The following is a 21,443-nucleotide window of genomic DNA, read 5'->3' on the forward strand; positions in this document are numbered from 1 at the left end:
AGTGGCTGAAAAAAATGAAAAAAATAGGACTATGGAAAAAAATAGCCAGCTGGCTGCTTGTTTTTTTATTGGTACTGCAAATTCCAACCGACGTATTCGCAGAAGGTTGGATCAGTGAGAATGATATTTCTATATCTGTAGATTCTGTAGAGAATGAAGACGCTGATTATAATGAAGAGGAAGAAAACACTGATTTTTATAGTGATGAAAATATAGAAGAATCAGAAGGTGATAGTTTTACTGATTCAGAAGAGTTGTCAGAGGCAGATATTGCTTCCTTTAGTGATGAAACCAGTCTGTCTGAAGATACAGAGACACAGGAAATTCAGGTTACTGTGAGTGTAAGCAAAGACGGTAAATTTTTAAATGACAAAGACGGTAAGCCTATGGCTGGCCGTACCGTATTGCTTAGTGGCAAGGCGTCTTACACTATGGATGATGCCCTAAAACTAGCGCACGACTTATATTATCCAGGTGGTTCTGAAGCGGGATATGATTATCATGCAGATGATAGTGGTTTATATTATGGGCTTATTTACAAATTATGGGGAATTAATCGCGATGCTGTTCCGTTTATAAAATCGGTATTAAACAATGATAGCGCAAATTATCAAACTTCTTTAAATAGATTGATTCATGACGGTGATGATCTTTGTTTCTTTATTCAAAAACGAAAAAGTGTGGATTCTTATGCATATTTTACAAGGAAAACACAAACGGTTTTTGCAGGGCAGGATATAACGTTACAGCTGAAAGAAACAAGTGATGCACATATTTATAGTAATTGCCAAAGCGCATCTATTTATATTGACGGAGAAAAGGCAGAAGGTTTAATTACAGATGAACAGGGTAAAGTAACTATATCAGGATTGGAATCACGGGAGAAACCATATTTTATTACGGCAGAGAAAATGGAAGAAACTGCTGATGGTGATAGAGCTACTTTAATATCAGCAGCTTATTCCTATATAACAGTTATTCCAAATGAAAGTGTTAAACAATCTTGCATAGATACAGTAACACTTCATTTTGAGACGGAAGAAAAAGAAAAAGATATTGCTCTTAGTGTATTAGATGGAAGCCAGGCATTTATTGTTCCAGCGGAAATGACATATGTAAATACGCATACTAACAAAACCGATATGTATGTTAATGTAGGCATGAAAGATGTAGTGAGTGATGACTGTCATGTTTATGCTGTTTATACAAGTCCGCGAGATCAAGCGGAACATAGAGTAAGCTTAATCCAAAATAAATATGTATATTTAAGCCAGGCAATTTCTAAAGATGCTATATTGGATCAAGGAAAAGGATATAATTTGGCTATTCGATCAATACGGATAGAAGTAAGTAAGAATGGCAATGTTATTGATTCTTGCGATCTTGAAATTCGTTATCGTAATCATTTAAAAGAAATAAAAGTTATTGACCCAAAAAATCACGAAATCCCGTCCAATCTAGAAGATTCATTGGATAACCAAGAACTTATTGTCAATATGCCAGAGAATATTGAACATATTAATCTTGAACTAGAAGCATACGGATATAACTCTTCTCTTAAAGTAATGTTGGAGAAAGAGGAAATTAAACCGGATTATTTAGGCAAATACTGTATTGTACCAAATTGGGATAATAAAGAAGAGTATATAGCGACAATAGAAATTATTGAGGGTAGCGACGTATATTGTCAGGAAACAGCCAAATACTCTTTGATTATAAAAAAGAGTGGAATTGACTATACTCCAGATGTTACATTTAAAGAACCATTTACTAATATAAAAACATTACATTTGGGAGATACACCTTTAACGATAAGTGTGCAAGCGTCAGTGCCAGGCAATGGAGAGGGAAAATTTACTTATCAATGGTATTATTTACAGAGTACAGAGCGGTATTTTAGAGCATGGAATTATCCAAAAACAGCTTGTAAAATCATAGAAGGGGCTACAGAACCTACTTATACTGTAGATACAAATGAAGCTAGTTCAGAAAAATGTTATTGCTGTGAAGTTACTTATGAACTGAATGGAAAAAAATATAGTGAATGGAGTTCGTTTGGTCAGTATGAAGTACTTCCGGAAACTGTTTCTTCCCCTGTAATAACAAAGCAACCTGAAAGTATTATATATGTAAAAGGTAAGCCGATAACTTATCAGCTCAAAATAGAGACGGAAAAATCGCAATGGTTTACAGAAGACACTTTATATCAATGGTATAAAAACACTGAAAATAATTCCGAAAATGGAACTTTGATTCCAGGTGCTACAAAAGATTCTTATATACCACCAATTCCAGACGATGGCACGATGTACTATTACTGTAAAGTAAAAACAAAAAGACTGGAAAATTGGTTTGACTCGTTTTATAGTGAGGAAATCTGCTCTGATGTTGCAGCTATGACTGCAGTGGATGAACCACTTCCGTGGGAAGGAAATGGCACTGAGGAGTCTCCTTATCTAATTCAAAATCTGTCTGATCTGGAAGCTTTGCAAAAGAAAGTCAATGTAGATGGATTTGATTTTTATGGAAGCTATTTTTCTTTAAAAGAAGATATCAATCTTCCGTCAGACTGGAAACCAATTGGTACAATCCAACCTGGAAATACCAGCACAGGGAATGGAAAATATATTTGGCCATTTTCTGGCATCTTAAATGGCGAAGGTCACACGGTCACAGTCGCGACTAATGGAAAGCCGCTGTTCAATTATGTCCGTGATGCAGTGATTGAAAATCTCAATCTTTTGGGAGAACAGATTAATGGATATGGTCTGGTTGACCGTTATACGGTTGACTATGGTCCTGATGGTGTCTATAATACAGGATGTCCGGATGCAGTTACGATTCGGAATGTTACGTTAAAATCTGGCATGAGTACCAAAAAGGCAGGACTGATTGGAGGATATGCTTCCGGAGCCAACTCAATTGTAATTGAAAACTGCAAAGCAGAGAGTGGTGTCCTGATCGGATATACAGGTCAGGAATCCAGTATTGGAACTTTTGCTGGTACAATTAATGGAATTATTCGTAACTGTAGCAGTTCAGCAACTGTAAGAGGATTAAACAAAGCCGGAGGGTTAGCAGGTGCTAAAGGCCAATCTATGGGTTCCTGTACCATTGAAAACAGCAGCTTTACTGGAAGGGTAAACGCTACTGGCAAATGGGTAGGAGGAATCCTTGGAAGCGGCTATGAGGCAGATTCTGCTCCGAATACTCCGGTTGCTTCCGTGAAAAACTGTTATGTAGCAGGAACCATCAGTGGTGTATCAAACGTTGGCGGAATCTTTGGTGGGGAGCCAAGCTGCATGCAGTGCTGGGGAAATGGAAGCGGATCCGTTTCTAACAACTTCTTCTACGGGACTGTTTCTGGAAAATCAAATGTAGGGGCTATTGTCGGATATTTAAAGAGCTTCGATAAATTCCAGGGGATTTCAAACAACTATTATTTGGATTCCTGTGGGGCATCTCAGGGAATCGGTGAAGTAGAAAACATCCTGACCGTAGAAAATGATTCCAAATATGGAATCGACTACGAGTTTAACCAGAGCGATTACTGCTTTGCAAAAACCGCCGGGGAATTCGCCGATGGCACCGTAAAGGATGGATTAAACAGCGGCAATTACCATAACTGGGAGCAGGGAGAGCGTTATCCGGTTTATGGAGCTGGCGCTTACCCGACAGGACTTACCCTTACCGGAGATTACAAAACAGAGTATTACATCGGAGAAGAATTGGATCTTTCCGGCGGTATCTTTACCGTTACCTGGAGTGATGGAAGCAAGACCAATCCATCTTTTGAAGAGATTACAGTGATCGGTTATGATCCCCAGACCAGGGGTAGCCAGATGCTTCAGTTAAAGTATGGGGCTGTTGAAACAACTATTACGGTGAAGGTTTTGGTAAAAGCAGAGAAGATCACCGTTTCCTTTAAGCTCCTTGGAGATAAGGCCCATGACAGTGATTCGGACGGTGAGGTGCATACCTTAAAGGCAGGAAACCTGGAGACCTGGATCCAGGAGACCAGTGTAGATACTGACAGCAACGCAACGGTACTGGATGTACTGGAAAAAGTGCTTGCAGACAATCAGCTTGAATACAGCAATCCCAAAGGCAACTATATTGATTTTATCACCAAAGATGGGGAAAAGCTTGGAGAGTTCACCAATGGAAAGAATTCCGGCTGGATGTACACCTTAAACGGAATCCATTCCGATCTTGGTGTCAGTGAGCAGTTTTTAACAGATGGAGATGAAATTGTCTTCCATTATACCGATGATTACAAACAGGAGCACGACCATAAGTGGGTGGAAGGCTGGACTTCCGACGCAGAAGGCCATTGGCATGAATGCAAATCTGATTATGGAACCTGTGATATTACCGATAATACGAAAAAGGGCGGTTATCAGAATCATACCTACGGAGATGGAAAGGTAGTAACCGCAGCCACCTGTAAGTCAGAAGGCCAGATGGAATATACCTGTCTGGTGTGTGGCTATACAAAGACAGAAGTTATTCCAAAAACCAGTCAGCATTCTTATGATACTGGAACCATCACTAAAAAGGCCACCTACACCGCTGCCGGGGAGAAGGTTTATACCTGTACTGTATGCGGGGCAACCAAGACGGAAGTGATCCCGATGCTTACTCACGCCCATAACTTCACCTGGACGGTCATTTCCAAAGCGACTGTTTTTTCACCAGAGAAACAGGAGGGAATCTGCTCCATCTGCGGTGCGAAACAGAGCCGTGATAACGGAAGCAAGCTCGTCGCAACCATGAAGTTAAATGTAACCTCCATCAAGCTTCAGAAGAAGCAGACTACAACGAAAGTAAAGGTTACTGGTCTTGCAAATGGCGATTCCGTGAAGTCCTGGACTTCCAGCAACAAGAAGATTGTGACCGTGGATAAAAACGGCAAGATCAAGGCTGGTAAGAAAACTGGAAGCGCGAAGATTACCATCACCTTAAAGAGTGGCAAAAAAGCAACCCTGAAGGTGAAAGTACAAAGCGCGAAAGTAAAAACGACTAAGATTACCGGATTAAAGACGAAGCTCACCCTGAAAAAGGGCAAAAGCCTTACCTTAAAGCCTGTGGTTGCGCCAATCACCTCCCAGGAGAAGGTGACCTACACCACTTCAAATAAGAAAGTGGCAACCGTTACGAAAAAGGGTGTGATAAAAGCCAAGAAAAAAGGTACCGCAACGGTCACAGTGAAATCTGGAAAGGTTACAAAGAAAATAAAAGTAACAGTGAAATAGCAATCGGAACATCCACCAATGCCGGACAGAGATTATCTGGTGTTGGTGGATCTTTTTATAGGAAAACACAGAGTTCATCCTCACATTGGAATTGCCGCAAAGAAAAAAATGTCTTAAAATATGGGAAAATGTAAAGTTTTGTTATTGCATGAATATAATAGAAATGCAAACACATTATCACTTTTTTATACTGCTAGGTTATGAATTTAATTTGTGCGGAGGGAAAAGAAGCCGCTCATATATTTTGGGTAGAGAAAGAGAGGAAATTTACATGGAACCAGAAAAGATGGTTTGGGATTTTAAAACTAAAATCATAAATGAAGCCAGTGAGAGTAAATGTCCGGAAAAACTGCTTAGTAGGCGTTCTCTAATAACTGCTTTTTGGCGATTTGCAAGAACGTGGGGAAAAGAAGAAACCGAATACTATTTAAGACAATACGAAGAAAAAAGCAAACATGATAGAACATTAAAAAGGAGTGATTATACATATTACTTTGTTTTACATTTTGAACATAATAGTGATGTGGCAAAAGAATATCTGAAGCTGAAAGCGGCTAAGGAAATGAATGAAAGAACGTTACAGGATAATCAAAGAAAATTCGAGGAAAAATTACAACAAATAGGTGGAAATAGAGAGCAGAAGAAAGATAATAAAACTGTATATTTAAAGAACAGAAATAAAGACAAATTAAAAGCTCTGAAGGAAAAAGATAACAGATTTTTAATAAAAGCAGCATGGGAAAATTGTGATGTTTTATGTTGGCCCTCATTTTTTAAATTTCTGTTTCCGATATATATGGCTTGGGAGGAAAATTCACTTATGGACGAAGTGGACAAGATTCTTTTATCGGAACTGCCGGGAAGGGAATTTGAAAACAGGCTGTTGTTGAAAGAAGAACATGCAGATGAATATGCAAGAGCTTTAATGAACGATGTTATGAATTTACATATTGCAGAAAATGTTTTGAAAATTGTTAGGGAAAATATATATGTAAACGATAGATGGAAAATTATATCTACAGCAATTGAATTATTCAAAAAAGGTGAATATTTTCTTTTTGTGTATTTGATTACCCCACAAATTGAAGGACTTTTTAAAGTTTTATTGAGATCTGTACTAAAAGATAATTCAAAGAAAACTGATTTAAACAATATAGTAAAAGAGATAAATAAGAAAAAGGAACTGTGGGAATATGCTTATTTCGCATATGATTTTCCACAGATTAGAAATCATATTGCACATGGAGACATAATCGAAGTGGATACAAAGCTCGCCTGTGAGATCCTGATGGACCTTAACTGGGTTTTGAAAGTAATTGATTCAGAGGAACAGGACTACAAGAAATTTATGGCGTTTTTAAATGATGTCAGTACAGCTGAGTTGGAAACTCTGGCAAGTAGATTAAATTATTACTTCAGTTTCCTAAATAATGAAGAATATTGTGGCTTGCTTGAACGATATTTAAAAGGTGAGTTTGATGATGTTATTCAATGGTACCAGCTTTCTGACAAAGATTGTGAATTTAAGAAAATCATTCAATCGGATGAATTTTATCAATCCATATGGAACGAGGATCCTCTGTTTACTACGACTGTTGAGAAAGTACAGGTACTGGACGGATCTGTAAAAGATATAACGGTAAATCATTATTCGGAGTCTTTACAGTATGAAGGAATGGTACAGTTATTATATAGGCTTTTGAATGAGAGGGGTAAAAGCCATAAATATAAGCCCGTTCCGTTGAACTGGTATGAAAAATACAGTGCGTTTGTTAAGCAGGCGAATGAGGCAAAACACGATACTTTGAAAAAAGTCGGAATTGATCCGGATGCAATAGAAGCAGAAGTTGACAAATTAATGGAGCAGAAGCCAAAAGATTAAATCTACTTAGTGTCTGTGTAAGCGTGTGTGTTTGTAGGGAAACAGGATTAAGGCATAAAATTAACTTCCGTTGGTGGCTGATCGTTCCTTTGATTCCAGATGACAGTCCCCAAAAACAATGCTACAATACCTGTAGAGAAAGAATAAAAAGAAAGGAAAGCGTATGAATCCAAAACGAAAAAAGTGGTTGACCTTGTTATTAAGTCTGTTACTGCTTCTATGTGGCAGCGTGTTTACTGGCTGTGGGGGAGAGTCCTCTTCCGGGGAGACTGCGACCTGTACGATCGAGATCTCCTGTGAGACGATCCTGGATCACATGGAGGAGTTAAAGGAAACCAAAAAAGAGTTTGTCCCGAAGGATGGACAGATCCTAAAAAAGACAACGGTCTCATTTACCACAGGGGAGAGTGTCTTTGATATTTTAAAAACTATCTGTGGGGAAAAGGGGATTCAGATTTCTTCGAAATACACCCCATTATATAACAGCTACTATGTGGAAGGAATCAACCAGCTCTATGAGCTGGACTGCGGAAAAAATTCTGGCTGGATGTATAGTGTCAATGGGACATTTCCAAATTATGGGGCATCTGCGTACAAGCCAAAAGACGGGGATGTGATCTTGTGGGTGTACACCTGCGACCTTGGAAACGATGTGGGAAATCCCTATCAGGGAGACGAAAAATAGCCGGGTAAGCCCAACCGGTTCTAAACCACTGATCCTGCAAAAAGATTCATAGATTGCCAAAATTTGACAGATGCCATTTCAAATGCTATAATACTAATATTTGATATAGGTAGAAATATCAGAGAACGAAAAATCAAATAACCAGACATGGTTCAGCCAGATAAGGCTGATTTAGGAAAATTCGGTGCGATTCCGGAACCATAATCACTGTATGAAATCAGCGGTACATAACAGCGCATTTTAAGTCAGCATATTCCACTTGTCGTAAAGGACGGAGGCTCATCGAAGTAATGGGGCTCTGTTTTTGTTACCCTAAAAAGCGGAGGAAAGAAAAGAATGCGTGTTTATAAAGATGAAGAAATGCGCTGGAGTATGTTGCGGTATGACAGCCGGACATTTACAGCACAGCAGGCAAAAATGTTAAAGGGGGATGTTACAAGGAAGGAGATCCCGGAAAAATATATCTACATTGACGATGGCTGTTTTCGGGCAGATGGACGGATGCGGGAAGTCATTCTCCCGCCAAATTGTAAGATCATTGGACGGGAAGCCTTTTTCCAGTGCCAGATCCGAAAGGAAGTTGTTCTTCCTAAGACAATGAAGGAAATTAAACGGCGGGCGTTTTCAGAAAATCACAGCCTGCGTGCAGTCCATTTTCCAGCGTCTTTAAAAACCTTAGGACCAAAAGCTTACCGTGATTGTACCAATCTATTAAGAGCCGTGTTTGCAAAAGACTCAGAGTGCCGGGAAATTCAGGAGGGAGCATTTGATTCCTGTTCCAAGCTAAAAAGACTGGTGCTGCCAGACCACGTTGAAGTGATTGGAAGTAAAGCGTTCTTTCGGTGCAAGGAGTTAAAAAAGGTAATTTTCCCAGATACCTTGAAGGTAATCGAGGCAGAGGCGTTTCGGTTTACAGGCCTTGAGGAATTAAACCTTCCGGAAGGTTTAGTAGAACTTGGCGATAGTGCCTTTTTCAAATGCAACAACTTAAAACATGTTGTGATCCCGGAGAGTGTGGATGTGATCGAACGCTGGGTATTCCATGGCTGCAACCGGCTGGAAAGTGTGGAAATCCGTCACGATCCGGAGTATGTCGGTCCGTGGATCGTTAATAAGAGCTGTACCATTCGCTGTTATAAAGGCAGCAAGATGGATGCCTATTGTGATGAGTATGAACTGAAGAGGGAGTATATCGGTGCCGAAAGCGTTGTCAATGAATAAAGAAAAAAACAACAGAACGTGTGCAAACCTTACGGTAATGGATACCTTTTCTGCCTGTCATCCTTTTTTGAATTTTTTCTATTTTACAGTGGTACTTTTTTTTACCATGTTCAATCAACACCCGGTGTTCATCGGGATCTCTTATATTGGAGCATTTTCCTATTCGTTTTTATTAAACGGATGGGAAAAGACTCTGAAACAAAGCTTTCTTCTTACTCTGCCAGGTCTTCTCATTGTGGCACTATTAAATCCCATGTTTAATCATTACGGGGTTACCATGCTGTATTATGTAAAAAGCAGCGGCAACTGGATCACCCTGGAAGCACTTGTGTACGGTGTGGTGCTTGGCGCTGTGATGTTCGTAGTCATCCAGTGGTTTTCTTGTTACAATAAAGTGATGACAACGGATAAATTTATCTATCTGTTTGGGCGGATCATTCCGGCGCTTTCCCTGATCTTATCCATGGCGCTTCGGTTTGTGCCAAGGTTTACTGCACAGTTAAAAGTAATCCGAAGCGGGCAGAAAGCCATGGGACGGGATGTATCAGAAGGAAGCCTTTTTGCGCGTATCCGCCATGGGCTTAACATGCTCTCCATCCTGGTTACCTGGGCGCTGGAAAACGCCATTGAGACCTCTGATTCCATGCGAAGCAGGGGATATGGTCTGAAGGGAAGGACTGCGTTTTCCATTTACCATTTTACAAGAAAAGATAAGTATGTCCTGGGAATGATGATCGGACTGTCTGCTATATTTACAGGGGGCTGTATCAAAGGGGCTGCCTATGCAAGTTATGATCCAAGGATCCTGTTAGCTGGCTTTACCATCCAGGGATACGCGGCACCAGTGGCGGTTTCTCCGTTACTTGCGATGCTTACCTATCTTTGTTTTGCAGCTTTTTGTTTCCTTCCGGTGCTGTTGGATGTGACGGAAACCATCCGCTTTTCTTATAGCCGGAGAAAAGAAACGGCAGACCTTGAAATGACGTATCAAAAAATTTACCAGACTCTGGAACAGGAAGGAACAGACAGATGAATCTTGTAGAAATAAAGGATTTCGGGTTTTCCTATCCGGAAAGTTCCAGAAAAGTTCTGGAACATGTAAACCTGAATATAAAAGAAGGAACCTTAAATGTTATCATGGGAAGGAGCGGTTGTGGAAAAAGCACCCTGCTTCGCCAGTTAAAAAGCGTGCTTGCACCAGCTGGAGAAAAAGAGGGGGAGATCCTCTACCGGAATATTCCGCTTAGGGATACCGACCACCGCACCCAGAGCCAGGAAATCGGGTTTGTGATGCAAAATCCGGACAACCAGATCGTGACCGATAAGTTGTGGCATGAGCTGGCGTTTGGACTGGAAAGCCTTGGGTATGACAATGCCACCATCCGCCTTCGGGTGGCAGAGATGGCAAGTTATTTTGGCATTCAGAAGTGGTTTTATAAAAATGTATCGGAATTGTCAGGCGGACAAAAACAGCTTTTGAACCTGGCTTCCGTGATGGCCATGCACCCATCCTTACTGATCCTGGACGAGCCAACCTCCCAGCTGGATCCCATTGCAGCCTCCGATTTTTTGGAGACCGTGAAGAAGATTAATCGTGATATTGGGACTACTGTACTGCTCACCGAACACCGCCTGCAGGATATCATTCCGTATGCCGACCAGGTGTTTGTCATGGATGAGGGTACCCTGTTTATGGAAGGGACACCCCGGGAGATTGGAACCAAATTAAAGGAACAGCACCACGGCATGTTTTTATCCATGCCAGTTCCCATGCAGATCTATGCAGGGACAGACAGCGCCCTTACCTGTCCCCTTACCGTAAGTGAGGGCAGGCAGTGGATCCGGGAATATATAAAAGAAAAAGGAATAAAAAAAGAGAAAATCCAGCAGGCAAACCAAAGGCTGGAAAAACAAGGGGAGAAAAACGAAAACGAAACGGCAGGTTTTTTCGGGCATATAAAGCGCCAGAAAGAAAATACGCCCCCAGCCATCCAGATGAAGGATGTCTGGTTCCGATATGAAAAGGACAGCCCCGATGTCATTCAGGATCTGTCCCTGGAAGTAAAAAAAGGAGAATTCTATGCCCTGGTAGGGGGAAACGGAACCGGAAAGAGTACCACCTTATCCTTACTTGGACGAGTACACCAGCCGTATAGCGGCAGAATCTACCTGGATGGAAAAGATCTTCGTTCTTTTTCCGACCAGGAGTTATACTGTGGGTATCTAGGCGTTATGCCGCAGAATCCCCAGAGCATCTTTTTAAAAAAGACCGTACTAGAAGACCTCTATAGCGTGATCGGCGGAAGAAAAGAGAAGCCGTCTAACGAGTACCCCATTTCCATGAAAAAGGAAAAAGCCATTGAGGGGATTGTAAGCCTTACCCATTTGGAGGGACTGCTTGAACGCCATCCCTATGATTTAAGCGGCGGGGAACAGCAGCGGCTTGCCCTTGCAAAAGTGCTTCTTCTTCGCCCGAAGATCCTTCTTATGGATGAACCGACCAAGGGAATGGATGCGGAATATAAAGAAGAGCTTGGGAGCATCTTAAAGAAGCTGCAATCCCATGGAATGACGATTTTTATGATTTCCCATGACGTGGAATTTGTAGCCGAGTATGCGGACACGACTGGCCTGTTTTTTGAGGGAAATGTGGTGACAAGTAAAAAGACAAGAGATTTTTTCGCTGGAAATAACTTTTATACCACTGCTGCAAACCGTATGGCAAGAGGGCTGTTTCCAGAGGCAGTTACCGGAAAGGATGTGGTGTCATGCTTGACGAATCCCAGTTAGATAAATTTCTGGATGAATTCTTTGGGGAAGAAGAATCAGCTTCGGGTGCTGCATGTTTAAAGAACTCTGAAAAACAAAATCCTTTCCATCGAAAAGAAGTTCCTTCTGAAGAACTGGAAGAATACACCCTTCCGTCCGACGGAATAATTATCCGCCAGATGGAACGCCAGGGAAAGGTAAGCCGCCGCACCTGGTTTGCATTTGCGGTCATGCTGATCGTGGTACCGATCCTTCTATTCTTCTCTGTGAAGATATGGGGAGGGCGAAAATACCTGCTCTGCAGCCTGATCGTGGTAGTGGCTGCCATGCTTCCCTTTTTTATGATGTTTGAGGGCAGGAAGCCAAAGGCAAGGGAGATCATGGTGATTTCGGTATTAGCTGCCATTGGCGTAGCAGGACGCGCCGCCTTTTTCATGGTGCCAAGCTTCAAGCCTGTGGCTGCTATCGTGATCTTAACCGGGATTTCCTTTGGCGGGGAGGCTGGATTTTTAGTTGGCAGTCTTACCATGCTGATCTCCAACATGTTTATGGGGCAGGGCCCCTGGACACCCTGGCAGATGTTTGCCTTTGGTATGATCGGATTTCTGGCAGGAATCCTGTACCAGAAGGGGATTTTAAAAGCCAGGAAGTTCGATCTTTGTATCTATGGATTTTTGAGCGTGTTTTTAATTTATGGCGGTATTATGAATCCTGCCAGCATCCTGATGTCCTACGGGTACATTACAAAAAGCAGCCTGATCGCTTATTACATTTCAGGTGCGCCTGTGGATCTGGTACATGCAGCCTCCACCGTGATCTTCCTGTGGTTGCTTAGCCGCCCGCTTCTGGAAAAGCTGGAGCGGATCAAGGTGAAATATGGGCTGATACAGGAATCAGAGAACCGGTAATAGAAAATAGATGTAAGTGGAATTTGATTTTTAAAAGAAGGAGAAACGAAAAATGTTAAATCCCAAAATGAAAAGGAAGGAATGCTATCTTGCCGGAATACTGGCGGCGGCAGCTGCCAGCAGCCTGTTATCCGGGTGTGGAGGCGGTACTCCGTCCTTAGAGGAAGCATTAAAGAAAACTGCTTCCTATGAACAGACAAGTATTCCCTCCCCAGCTTCCGATTCCCTCGGCGGTGAGTGGACGGTGATCGCACTGGCGCGCTCCGGGGAAGAGGCAATAGATGGTTATTACGAAAAATACAGGGCAAACTTAGAAAAGCGTGTCAAGGAACAGGAAGGGGTATTAAGTGAAAACCGCTATACCGAGTATGCAAGGGCTGTCCTGGCTTGTAAGGCCATCGGGATCGATCCTTCCGATATTGGCGGGTATGACCTTGGAAAGCCTCTGGAAGATTTTGAGACTGTAACCGCACAGGGATTAAATGGAGCCGTGTATGCCCTTCTTGCCTTAAATGCAGACCGCTCGGATATAGACGGGGAACTGGAACAAAAGTATCTGACCTACATTGTGCAGCAGGAAAAGCCATCCGGCGGCTTTTCCTTAGATGACAGTTCTGATACCGCAGATGTGGATCTGACTGCCATGACCTTACAGTGTTTAGAGCCCTATGCCACAGAGGAAGAAATCAGTGCCATCATTGACAGGGGCGTGGAATTTTTAGCAGATGCGCAGGCAGAGGATGGCGGTTATGAGGCGTATGGGGATAAAAGCTCTGAGTCCGTTTCCCAGGTAATCCTTGCGCTTAGCACGTATGGGATCGACTGCAACAAGGATGCACGTTTCCAGAAAAAGGAAAAAGGGCTTTACGACAACCTGATGGAGTATTATAAAAAAGATGGAAGCTTTTCCCATTTATTAGACGGGGACAGCGATCCCATGGCTACCGACCAGGCGTTTTGTGCAATGGCGGCATACAGCCGGTTTTTAAATGGCAAAACCAGTTTTTATGATATGAGCGATACCAATTGACACATAAGAAAAAGAACCTGGATCAGCCAGTAAAAAGGGCAGGAGGAAAGAAATGGCAGATAAGATCACACAGCTTCAGAAGGAGCTTGGAACCATTATAAAAGGAAAAAAAGAAGTTACGGATAAGATTATCATGGCAGTGCTGGCAAGAGGACATGTGCTTTTGGAAGACGTTCCTGGTGTTGGAAAGACAACCACAGCTTTGGCACTTTGCCGTCTTATGGGAATGGATTTTAACCGGATCCAGTTTACGCCGGATGTAGTTCCTTCCGATGTAACCGGATTTACCATGTACGAAAAACAGACGGGCAGATTCATCTACCGCCCAGGCGCGGTGATGTGCAACATGCTTCTGGCGGACGAGATCAACCGTACCTCCAGCAAAACCCAGGCAGCCCTTCTGGAAGTCATGGAAGAGGGAAAGGTAACGGTAGATAACGAGACACATCCGGTTCCGCAGCCCTTTGTAGTCATTGCTACAGAGAACCCTACCGGCTCTTCCGGAACCCAGATGCTGCCGGAATCCCAGTTAGACCGATTTATGATAAGCCTTTCCATGGGCTACCCGGATCACGAAAACCTGGTAGAGCTGCTTCGGGACCGGCAGACAAAAAATCCGTTGGAGAACGCGAAAGCAGTTATTACCAAAGAAGAAGTTGTTATGCTTCAGGATCAGGTACAAAAAGTATATATGGCAGATTCCATCCTGAACTATATTGCAACCCTTGCAGAGGCAACCAGAAACCATCCGATGATCACACTTGGTCTTAGCCCCCGTGGAACCCTGGCTTTATGCCGTATGACAAAGGCGGCAGCCTTCATGGAAGAACGGGATTATGTGATTCCGGAAGATGTAAAAAGAGTATTCACAGATGTAACCGCACACCGCATGATCCTAGATTCCAGGGCGAGATACCAGGAGCAGAGTGCGAAGGACATTCTGGAAGAAATTTTAAAAGATACACCGGCGCCGAAGGTAGAGGGAGCATGAAAAACAGGATTTTACTACTTATATGGTTTATACTGCTTGCCCTGGCTGCGGTTTTTACCGGAGTCTGGGTATATGCCGTCCTTTTGCTTTTGTCCGCCCTTGCGGTAGTGGCGTTTTTGCTGCTTGGTTTCTTTTGCGGAAAAAAGATCACTATGAAGCTAAAGCTCCCCAAAGCTGCGGAACAGGATGGGATCTGGAAAGGAAAGCTTCAGATTGCAAATGAGTCTGTCCTTCCGGTATTTCTTGGAAAAGGCAGCCTGCATCTGGAAAATCATTTTACTGGGGAGCAGATGGAGCTTCCGTTTTCGTTTTCCCTTAAAGGAAGAGGGAAAAAAGCCATTGACTTCCAGGGAAAAAGCCAGTGGTGCGGCAGTATTTACGCCACCTTACACACCTGGCGCTCCTATGATTTCTTTGGTCTGGCAGGGCAAAAGAGGAAGGCGGGGCTGTCCGCTTGTACGGTGGTGATGCCCTGTGAGCAAAAGGAAGATTTTCAGTTTCTCACAAAAGAGGGCTTTGACATGGAGAGCTTCCGCTATTCGGGAGCCCGTCCTGGGGATGATCCGGGGGAGACCTTTGATATCCGGGAATACCAGGAGGGGGACAGCATTCGTCAGATCCACTGGAAGTTGACCGGCAAGTTAGATAAAATGATGATCCGCCAGAGAAGTTTCCCGGTGGATGATACGGTCCTGATCCTGGCAGAGCCCTATTTAAAGGAAAAAGCTCCAGCCGTAGCACAGACGCTTGGTGAAGTGTTTGCCGCAGTTTTAAATAGTTTTATGGAACAGGGCATTTCCTGTCAGGCAGGCGTGTTTGACCACAGCACCGGACATTTTTACATTGAAAAAATACGCATCCGCGAGGATTATGAAAATATTCTCTATTTATTCCTCCGCCACGGAGGCGAGGGGGAAAAGCCCTGCACCATCACAGAATATCTTCACACTCCGGGACAACAAAGATTTGCAAATTATATTTATATTACGGGCGCACCAGAGGAAGAAGACCTTAGAAGGCTTCGAACCCGGGGCGAGGTAACCGTTGTAAGCTGTGGAACCACAGCAGATAAAGGAGAAACCATCACATGGAAGTATGGATCACAAGACAAGAAGAAAAACATAGAAGATACCTGCCCGGTATCCTGCTGGAAAGTTTCCTGATTTTTCTGGTAAATGGCGTTGGTACCTTTGCGCTTTTGCATACCCTGATTCCGTCTGTGAATGGGATTCCTTTTTTGGTGAGCGTCACTGTGACCGCCCTTCTCTGTGCCGTTCTTTTCAGGCTTCGGGAACATTTGGTTGCTGCGGTTTTCTCGTTAAGTGCAGCTGCCGGGATCTGCCTGTTTGCGTTCTCTGGCATGCTTTTAAACGGATTTCTTTCACTCTGGAACCAGCTTGCAGAAGTTCTTGGGAAAAAAGCAGGGATCTACCTTACCATCTACCAGCTGAAGGATTCTGGAAAAGCAAATGGGGAGCTGGCAGTTCTTATTTTCCTTGGCATTGCCTGTGGGCTGTTTGGCTTCTTAATCCTGAAGCTTCGGTGGTATGTGCTGCTCCTTCTTTTTGCGGCAGTCCTTCCGGTGGTTCTGGTAAAAACAGAACTGCTTCCAGATACCAGGCTTTGTCTTGGCTTTTACGCTGGAACCCTGTTAGAATTAAACTACATGACGAAAAATAAAGGGGGAAACTTAGGTAACGCTGCCGACGTGGCCGCTTTTATTGCCGGGGCATTTGGTCTTCTTCTGGTCTCCGTTTTCGGGGGCATGTTTCTTCAAAGCCTGGTGCCAAAGAATGAGTACCAGGACTCCCAGCTTGTGGCAAATGCCAAAGAAGAGGCATTAAGTGGACTTTCCAGGCTCCGCTACAAAGGGCAGGGGGCAAATTCCCTTCCAGATGGAAAGTTAAAGCAGATCGGAGCCTGGAGTGCGTCATCGGATACGGCACTTGAAATTACCATGGAGCACCCGGCTTCTTTGTATCTGCGTGGTTTTGTGGGAAGCGTTTATGACGGCTCTTCCTGGACGGAGATTTCCACGGAAGAGGCCTATGAAGAAAAAGACTTGTATTACTGGCTTCACCAGGAGGGCTTTTATGGAGAAACCCAGCTTCTAAATGCAAGAAATCTGATCCAGGACGATTCCCTCTCCAGTGAAAAAGGAATCATTTCGATAAATAATAAAACGGCAAGCAGTAAATACCTTTATACCCCGTATGAGCTCTCAGGTCTGCCAGACGGCTACACAGGCGAAAACGCCCAGGCGGACAGCACCCTGTACGCCAGAGGACTGTTTGGAGAAAGAACCTACCGCATTTCCTCCCTTGGAAATCTGGTAAGTGATTTTACCACCCTTGGGGCAAAGGTCTATCAGACATTGACCGCTGGAAATAATGCAGGGGATGGCGGCGCGGATGCCGTCAGTTCCTACCGAAGCCAGGAGAGTTATTACAATACCTTTGTTTATCAGAAAGATACCGCTCTTCCAGCGTCCTTAAAAACCCTGTTTCAAAAGGAACTTGGAGACGGCGGAAACCGTGACGAGGGACATACCGATTACTATACGGCCATCACCAGGATTCGTTCCTATCTGGAAAAGAACATGACCTACAGCTCCCAGACCGATGTATTTTCAGAAGACGGGGATTTTATAGAGAATTTTTTAACCACCTCCAAGATCGGACACAGTGTTCATTTTGCGACAGTAGCGGCTCTGATGTTCCGCTACTATGGCATTCCGGCACGTTATGTAGAAGGGTACTTAATTACCCCACAGGATATAAAAGGAAAACAGGCTGGGGACACCATTGAAATCCCAGGCACCAACGGACATGCCTGGACGGAGATCTATGTGGACGGGCTTGGCTGGATCCCTCTTGAAATGACACCTTCCTATTACGGGGTCATGGAGGAAGCCAACTTAAAAACCGGTCTGGAAGCCAAAGGAAAACTGGCGGCTTCGATCCCGGAGACAGAATCACAGCCTCCAGTGGAAGAGAACATCCGTACCAATTTCAGCCTGAAGCTGGCATTGTTTGGAATCGAAAAATTCCTTCTTCTGTTTTTGATCGTATTTGATACGTTTATGTTTCTGTTTATCCTGACGGTGATATTCTTAAGAGCGTTTACGAACCGAAAGAGAAGAAAGTGCTTTACCTCCCAGGACACCAAACTGGCAGTCCGGGCGATGGCTGGTTATGCCAGAGCGTTATACGAGCATGGCACACAGTATTCAGATGAGACCACATTACTCTATGAAAGAGTAAGAAAGATTGGACAAAAGGCAGCGTTTAGCCCCCATCCGGTATCGGCCTCCGAACGCCATGATACGGCAAGCTGTATCCGGCATTTAAAAAAGGAATTAAAAGCATCTGCAAGCTGGTATGACAGATGGATCATGAAATACATTGAAAGACTTTATTGACAGGAAAGGAGGCTGTTTATGAAAGAAAAAAAGAAAAGAAAAATACTGGCAGCGCTCATTCCTGTGGCAGTGCTTTTTCTGGCTGCTGTCGTTTTTGCACAGGGCGTATTAAAAAGTGAGTCCGAGGCAGTACCAAACCCGGTGCAGGGAATCAGTGCAGACAGCTCCTTAAAAGGGTATCTGGGAACCGGTTTTGCCTATGCAGGATCTAAGACAGATGGAAACGGCGAGGAAGCGGAAGAGCAACAGGAACAGGCACAGCTTCTTCCGGAAGAGACACCGACTCCTACGATCACACCGGAGCCGACAAAGGAACCGGTACCCCAGACGGTGACACCAACGCCTAAGCCGGAGGAAAGCGTAACGCCCACCCCACAGGCAACTGTGACAGAAACGCCGCCAGAAAATAATAACAATACTGACCAAAATCAAGAGAATCAAAGCAATAAGATAGAATATGATAACCAGGATGATCCCGACAATTCCGAGCAGCCCTCAGAAACCCCAGATACTGATGATAACCGGAACCAGGACGGAGCGCAGACTCCGGATGAGGATCTGCCACCCGTTACCCCGGCACCGGAAGAGCCGCAGATCACTGCGACACCTGCCCCTACGGAAAGTCCAGAGGAACCGGTAGAAGATAACTACCCGAAGATCGCTACAGACCTCACCGATGGGGAGACAGTCAATGCTTCTTATCGTACCTTTTACATCCAGGCAACCGATCACTATGGAAACAGCCTGGGTGCAGCGTCTGTTTCTGTAACTGGAAACGGACAGCAGCTGAGCTGTCAGGGACAGCCGGCGGAAGGCATTTTGGCTTATCGCCTGGAACTGGCAGAGGGTGCCAACACCATAGAAATCAAGGCAACCGATGAAGAGGGATATACCACCACACTTCCTGCGTTTACCTTATATAAGGGCGAAGATGCAGGACCACAGGTGGCAGGCTCTATCACCATCAGCATTGAAGCGGGTACGGTAGGACTTGGAACCATTCTTCCGGCAACGTCCATCGAATATTACCAGGGAGAACAGTTATCTTCGGTTCTGCTGCGGCTATTACAAAATACAGGTTTTGATTGGCGCAACAATGGGGATGCCACCAGCGGCTTTTACTTAAAAGCAATCGGAAGGGGCGGCATTTCCGCAAATGCAGCTATTCCGGATGACCTGATGGCGCACTTGCAGGAAGTGAACTGTCAGTTATCCGACCACGATTCCAACTGGCTTGGAGAGTTTGATTTTACCATGGACTCTGGCTGGCTGTATTCCGTGAACGGTGAATACATGAGTGTTGGAATGTCTTCCTATTTCCCGGCGGACGGGGATGAGGTAAGGCTTCGATTTTCCCTTTATTCCGGTGCCGACGTAGGCGGCGGAGTAAACGGCGAGACATGGGGGGACTGGTAAATGAAAAAAAGATTGGTAATGGGAACCCTAACGGCAGCTCTGATTGCTGGAAGTGTTCCTTATGAGATACATGCACAGCAAGAAGTGATGATACAAAGCGAAGAAGGAGGACCAGAAGAGCCTTCGGAACCGGAACAGCCGGAGCCTGCTCCAAGTGAGGAACCACAGCCGACCATGGAGCCAGAGCCCACTGTGGCACCACAGCCGACCGTGGAGCCAGAGCCTACACAGGCACCAGCTCCAACTGAGACTCCACAAGAGCCGACTGCAACACCGGTTCCGGAGCCAACTACGGCACCAACAGAAACTCCGGCTCCAACCGAGATTCCACAGCCGACTGCGACTCCAACCCCGGCTTTGGTGAGCGTGGGACTTCAAATTGAGCCGGGAGATGCCAGTGTGGTGATCCTGGATGCAGAGGGAAACCCGGTTTCCGCAGAAGAAAATGGACGGTATTCTCTTTTACAGGGACAGGCGTATGAACTTTATGTCCGTAAAGAAGGGTACCAGGAATTCTACCAGAAGATCACGGCAGATCCTGCGGTGACGGAATATACTATCACCCTTCTTAGCGGCAACACAGCCTTAAAGGGCTTGTATGTTTCCAGTTCCGACAAGTACGGAAAAGGGATCTTAAAATTAAGCCCGGATCTGGCTCCAGATAAGGAAAAATTTGAGGCTTCCTACGATGGCGAACGGCAGAGCCTGAACATCTGGCCAGAAGTGGAGGATGAAAAAGCTTCTGTTAAGGTTTATGCCATCAGCGGTATCAAGGCAGGAACTGTAGAAAAAGATGAGACCATCACGGGAACGAAAGACAACAAAGACCGCCTCTACTGGAAGATCTTTTTTGCCGACCAGGAAAAAGAGGCGAAGGTCCGCCTGGAGGTAAAAGCAGAGGACGGGACAACCAGAGACTATTATATTACCCTGAAACTTACCGATACGACAGCTCCGGTACTAAAAAAAATCAGTGCCAGCCGTATCTCCACGGACACTGCTTCTGCTGTCTATAAAACTTCCGAAAAGGGAACCTGTTATTACCAGGTGATTGAGGCAGGGGCAAAGGTACCCGCCCTAGATACAAGTGGGAAAGGAACAGAAGTATTAGCCGGAACCAATACCATTACCCTGACTGGATTATCCTCCGGGGAAAAAGACCTGGTGATCGTGGTAAAGGATGCAGCGGGAAATGTAAGTGATTCTTTAGTCATGGGGATCCCGGATATAAAAACAGCCGGTACCCCTGGAAACCTGGTACATGGCTCCGACCATGGCGGAAATAAGTCCCAGGCCACTATCCCAGGACAAAACGGCGAGGGTTCCTTATCCAATTTAAAACAGGTGGAGGGAAGCAAAGCTGGAGGCAAAGAGGGGGAGAAAACCACTGGGGAGATTAAGGCTTCCTTAAAGCTCCAGGGGGAGAAACAGACTTCTTTGTTTGGAAATATGAAGACAGCTGACACCAAAAAAAATGAGTCCCCGAAGTGGACAGACCGGACAGGGAAGAAATATGCAAAAGATTTAAAGCCCGGTTATACCATAGCAGGGGAAAAGGTGGTGGAAAAAGTCACTCCTTCCCCGGTGGTGGAAGAAAAAAGTGAGGTATCAGACCGTTTTACAGAAGAAACCAAAACCACAGTTACAAATACAACTGGAAAGAACCAAGCTCAGGAGGAATCTTTTGCGGGAAGTGTAACAAGAGGAATCAAAAAAGCAAGTCTTGCAACAAAATTTCTTCTGGTGATTGCAGTATTGGAAACTGGTTTTGCCGTCTTTTTTGTAACGGCGAAGAAACGGTTTAAAAAGAGAAACAATAAAAAGCCAAAAATAACGGCGTAAGCAAAGAAAAGAAGGGAGAACTG

At 44.3% G+C, this 21,443-nt stretch carries 13 protein-coding genes; all 13 read left to right on the plus strand.

Features of this window, described 5'->3' with window-relative positions:
- Positions 1–14: 14 nt before the first annotated feature.
- The gene (locus PGQ38_RS14025; protein WP_195700025.1) at positions 15–5,255 is read left to right on the plus strand and encodes an Ig-like domain-containing protein; all 5,241 of its coding nucleotides are present in this window, start codon (positions 15–17) and stop codon (positions 5,253–5,255) included.
- A 271-nt stretch (positions 5,256–5,526) separates the two neighbouring features.
- Complete coding sequence (locus tag PGQ38_RS14030) at positions 5,527–7,137, plus strand: hypothetical protein (RefSeq protein ID WP_270432259.1); 1,611 nt, start codon at positions 5,527–5,529, stop codon at positions 7,135–7,137.
- Positions 7,138–7,300: 163 nt separating this feature from the next.
- On the plus strand, positions 7,301–7,822 hold the full coding sequence (locus tag PGQ38_RS14035; protein ID WP_270432262.1) for a DUF4430 domain-containing protein: 522 nt from the start codon (positions 7,301–7,303) through the stop codon (positions 7,820–7,822).
- Between the two features lie 336 nt (positions 7,823–8,158).
- Positions 8,159–9,043, plus strand: a complete 885-nt coding sequence (locus PGQ38_RS14040; RefSeq protein WP_177968197.1) for a leucine-rich repeat domain-containing protein — start codon at positions 8,159–8,161, stop codon at positions 9,041–9,043.
- Complete coding sequence (locus PGQ38_RS14045) at positions 9,036–10,076, plus strand: energy-coupling factor transporter transmembrane component T (protein WP_270432264.1); 1,041 nt, start codon at positions 9,036–9,038, stop codon at positions 10,074–10,076. The genes PGQ38_RS14040 and PGQ38_RS14045 overlap by 8 nt, the downstream gene beginning before the upstream one ends.
- The gene (locus tag PGQ38_RS14050; RefSeq protein WP_204454522.1) at positions 10,073–11,833 is read left to right on the plus strand and encodes an ABC transporter ATP-binding protein; all 1,761 of its coding nucleotides are present in this window, start codon (positions 10,073–10,075) and stop codon (positions 11,831–11,833) included. Before PGQ38_RS14045 ends, PGQ38_RS14050 begins: the two co-directional genes overlap by 4 nt.
- A complete protein-coding gene (locus tag PGQ38_RS14055) occupies positions 11,812–12,720 on the plus strand; it encodes an ECF transporter S component (RefSeq protein WP_226855066.1) in 909 nt (302 codons plus the stop codon). Before PGQ38_RS14050 ends, PGQ38_RS14055 begins: the two co-directional genes overlap by 22 nt.
- A gap of 52 nt (positions 12,721–12,772) precedes the next feature.
- Positions 12,773–13,750, plus strand: a complete 978-nt coding sequence (locus tag PGQ38_RS14060; protein ID WP_204454520.1) for a prenyltransferase/squalene oxidase repeat-containing protein — start codon at positions 12,773–12,775, stop codon at positions 13,748–13,750.
- Between the two features lie 52 nt (positions 13,751–13,802).
- Complete coding sequence (locus PGQ38_RS14065; RefSeq protein WP_270432271.1) at positions 13,803–14,741, plus strand: AAA family ATPase; 939 nt, start codon at positions 13,803–13,805, stop codon at positions 14,739–14,741.
- Positions 14,738–15,904 (plus strand): DUF58 domain-containing protein, encoded by a 1,167-nt coding sequence (locus PGQ38_RS14070; protein WP_270432272.1) that lies wholly within the window; start codon positions 14,738–14,740, stop codon positions 15,902–15,904. The genes PGQ38_RS14065 and PGQ38_RS14070 overlap by 4 nt, the downstream gene beginning before the upstream one ends.
- Entirely contained in the window at positions 15,829–18,162 is a 2,334-nt protein-coding gene (locus PGQ38_RS14075; RefSeq protein ID WP_226855064.1) for a transglutaminase TgpA family protein, read from the plus strand. Before PGQ38_RS14070 ends, PGQ38_RS14075 begins: the two co-directional genes overlap by 76 nt.
- A gap of 18 nt (positions 18,163–18,180) precedes the next feature.
- On the plus strand, positions 18,181–19,578 hold the full coding sequence (locus PGQ38_RS14080; protein WP_204454513.1) for a DUF4430 domain-containing protein: 1,398 nt from the start codon (positions 18,181–18,183) through the stop codon (positions 19,576–19,578).
- Complete coding sequence (locus tag PGQ38_RS14085) at positions 19,579–21,420, plus strand: hypothetical protein (RefSeq protein WP_270432275.1); 1,842 nt, start codon at positions 19,579–19,581, stop codon at positions 21,418–21,420. It begins immediately after the preceding gene.
- The last annotated feature ends 23 nt before the right edge of the window (positions 21,421–21,443 follow it).

This window comes from Blautia faecis, from assembly GCF_027662325.1.
GTDB classification, from domain to species: domain Bacteria; phylum Bacillota; class Clostridia; order Lachnospirales; family Lachnospiraceae; genus Blautia_A; species Blautia_A faecis.

Coding starts and splice junctions, on each gene's coding strand:
- PGQ38_RS14025 (WP_195700025.1), top strand. CDS start 15: ATGAAAAAAATAGGACTATGGAAAAAAATAGCCAGCTGGCTGCTTGTT.
- PGQ38_RS14030 (WP_270432259.1), top strand. CDS start 5,527: ATGGAACCAGAAAAGATGGTTTGGGATTTTAAAACTAAAATCATAAAT.
- PGQ38_RS14035 (WP_270432262.1), top strand. CDS start 7,301: ATGAATCCAAAACGAAAAAAGTGGTTGACCTTGTTATTAAGTCTGTTA.
- PGQ38_RS14040 (WP_177968197.1), top strand. CDS start 8,159: ATGCGTGTTTATAAAGATGAAGAAATGCGCTGGAGTATGTTGCGGTAT.
- PGQ38_RS14045 (WP_270432264.1), top strand. CDS start 9,036: ATGAATAAAGAAAAAAACAACAGAACGTGTGCAAACCTTACGGTAATG.
- PGQ38_RS14050 (WP_204454522.1), top strand. CDS start 10,073: ATGAATCTTGTAGAAATAAAGGATTTCGGGTTTTCCTATCCGGAAAGT.
- PGQ38_RS14055 (WP_226855066.1), top strand. CDS start 11,812: ATGCTTGACGAATCCCAGTTAGATAAATTTCTGGATGAATTCTTTGGG.
- PGQ38_RS14060 (WP_204454520.1), top strand. CDS start 12,773: ATGTTAAATCCCAAAATGAAAAGGAAGGAATGCTATCTTGCCGGAATA.
- PGQ38_RS14065 (WP_270432271.1), top strand. CDS start 13,803: ATGGCAGATAAGATCACACAGCTTCAGAAGGAGCTTGGAACCATTATA.
- PGQ38_RS14070 (WP_270432272.1), top strand. CDS start 14,738: ATGAAAAACAGGATTTTACTACTTATATGGTTTATACTGCTTGCCCTG.
- PGQ38_RS14075 (WP_226855064.1), top strand. CDS start 15,829: ATGGAAGTATGGATCACAAGACAAGAAGAAAAACATAGAAGATACCTG.
- PGQ38_RS14080 (WP_204454513.1), top strand. CDS start 18,181: ATGAAAGAAAAAAAGAAAAGAAAAATACTGGCAGCGCTCATTCCTGTG.
- PGQ38_RS14085 (WP_270432275.1), top strand. CDS start 19,579: ATGAAAAAAAGATTGGTAATGGGAACCCTAACGGCAGCTCTGATTGCT.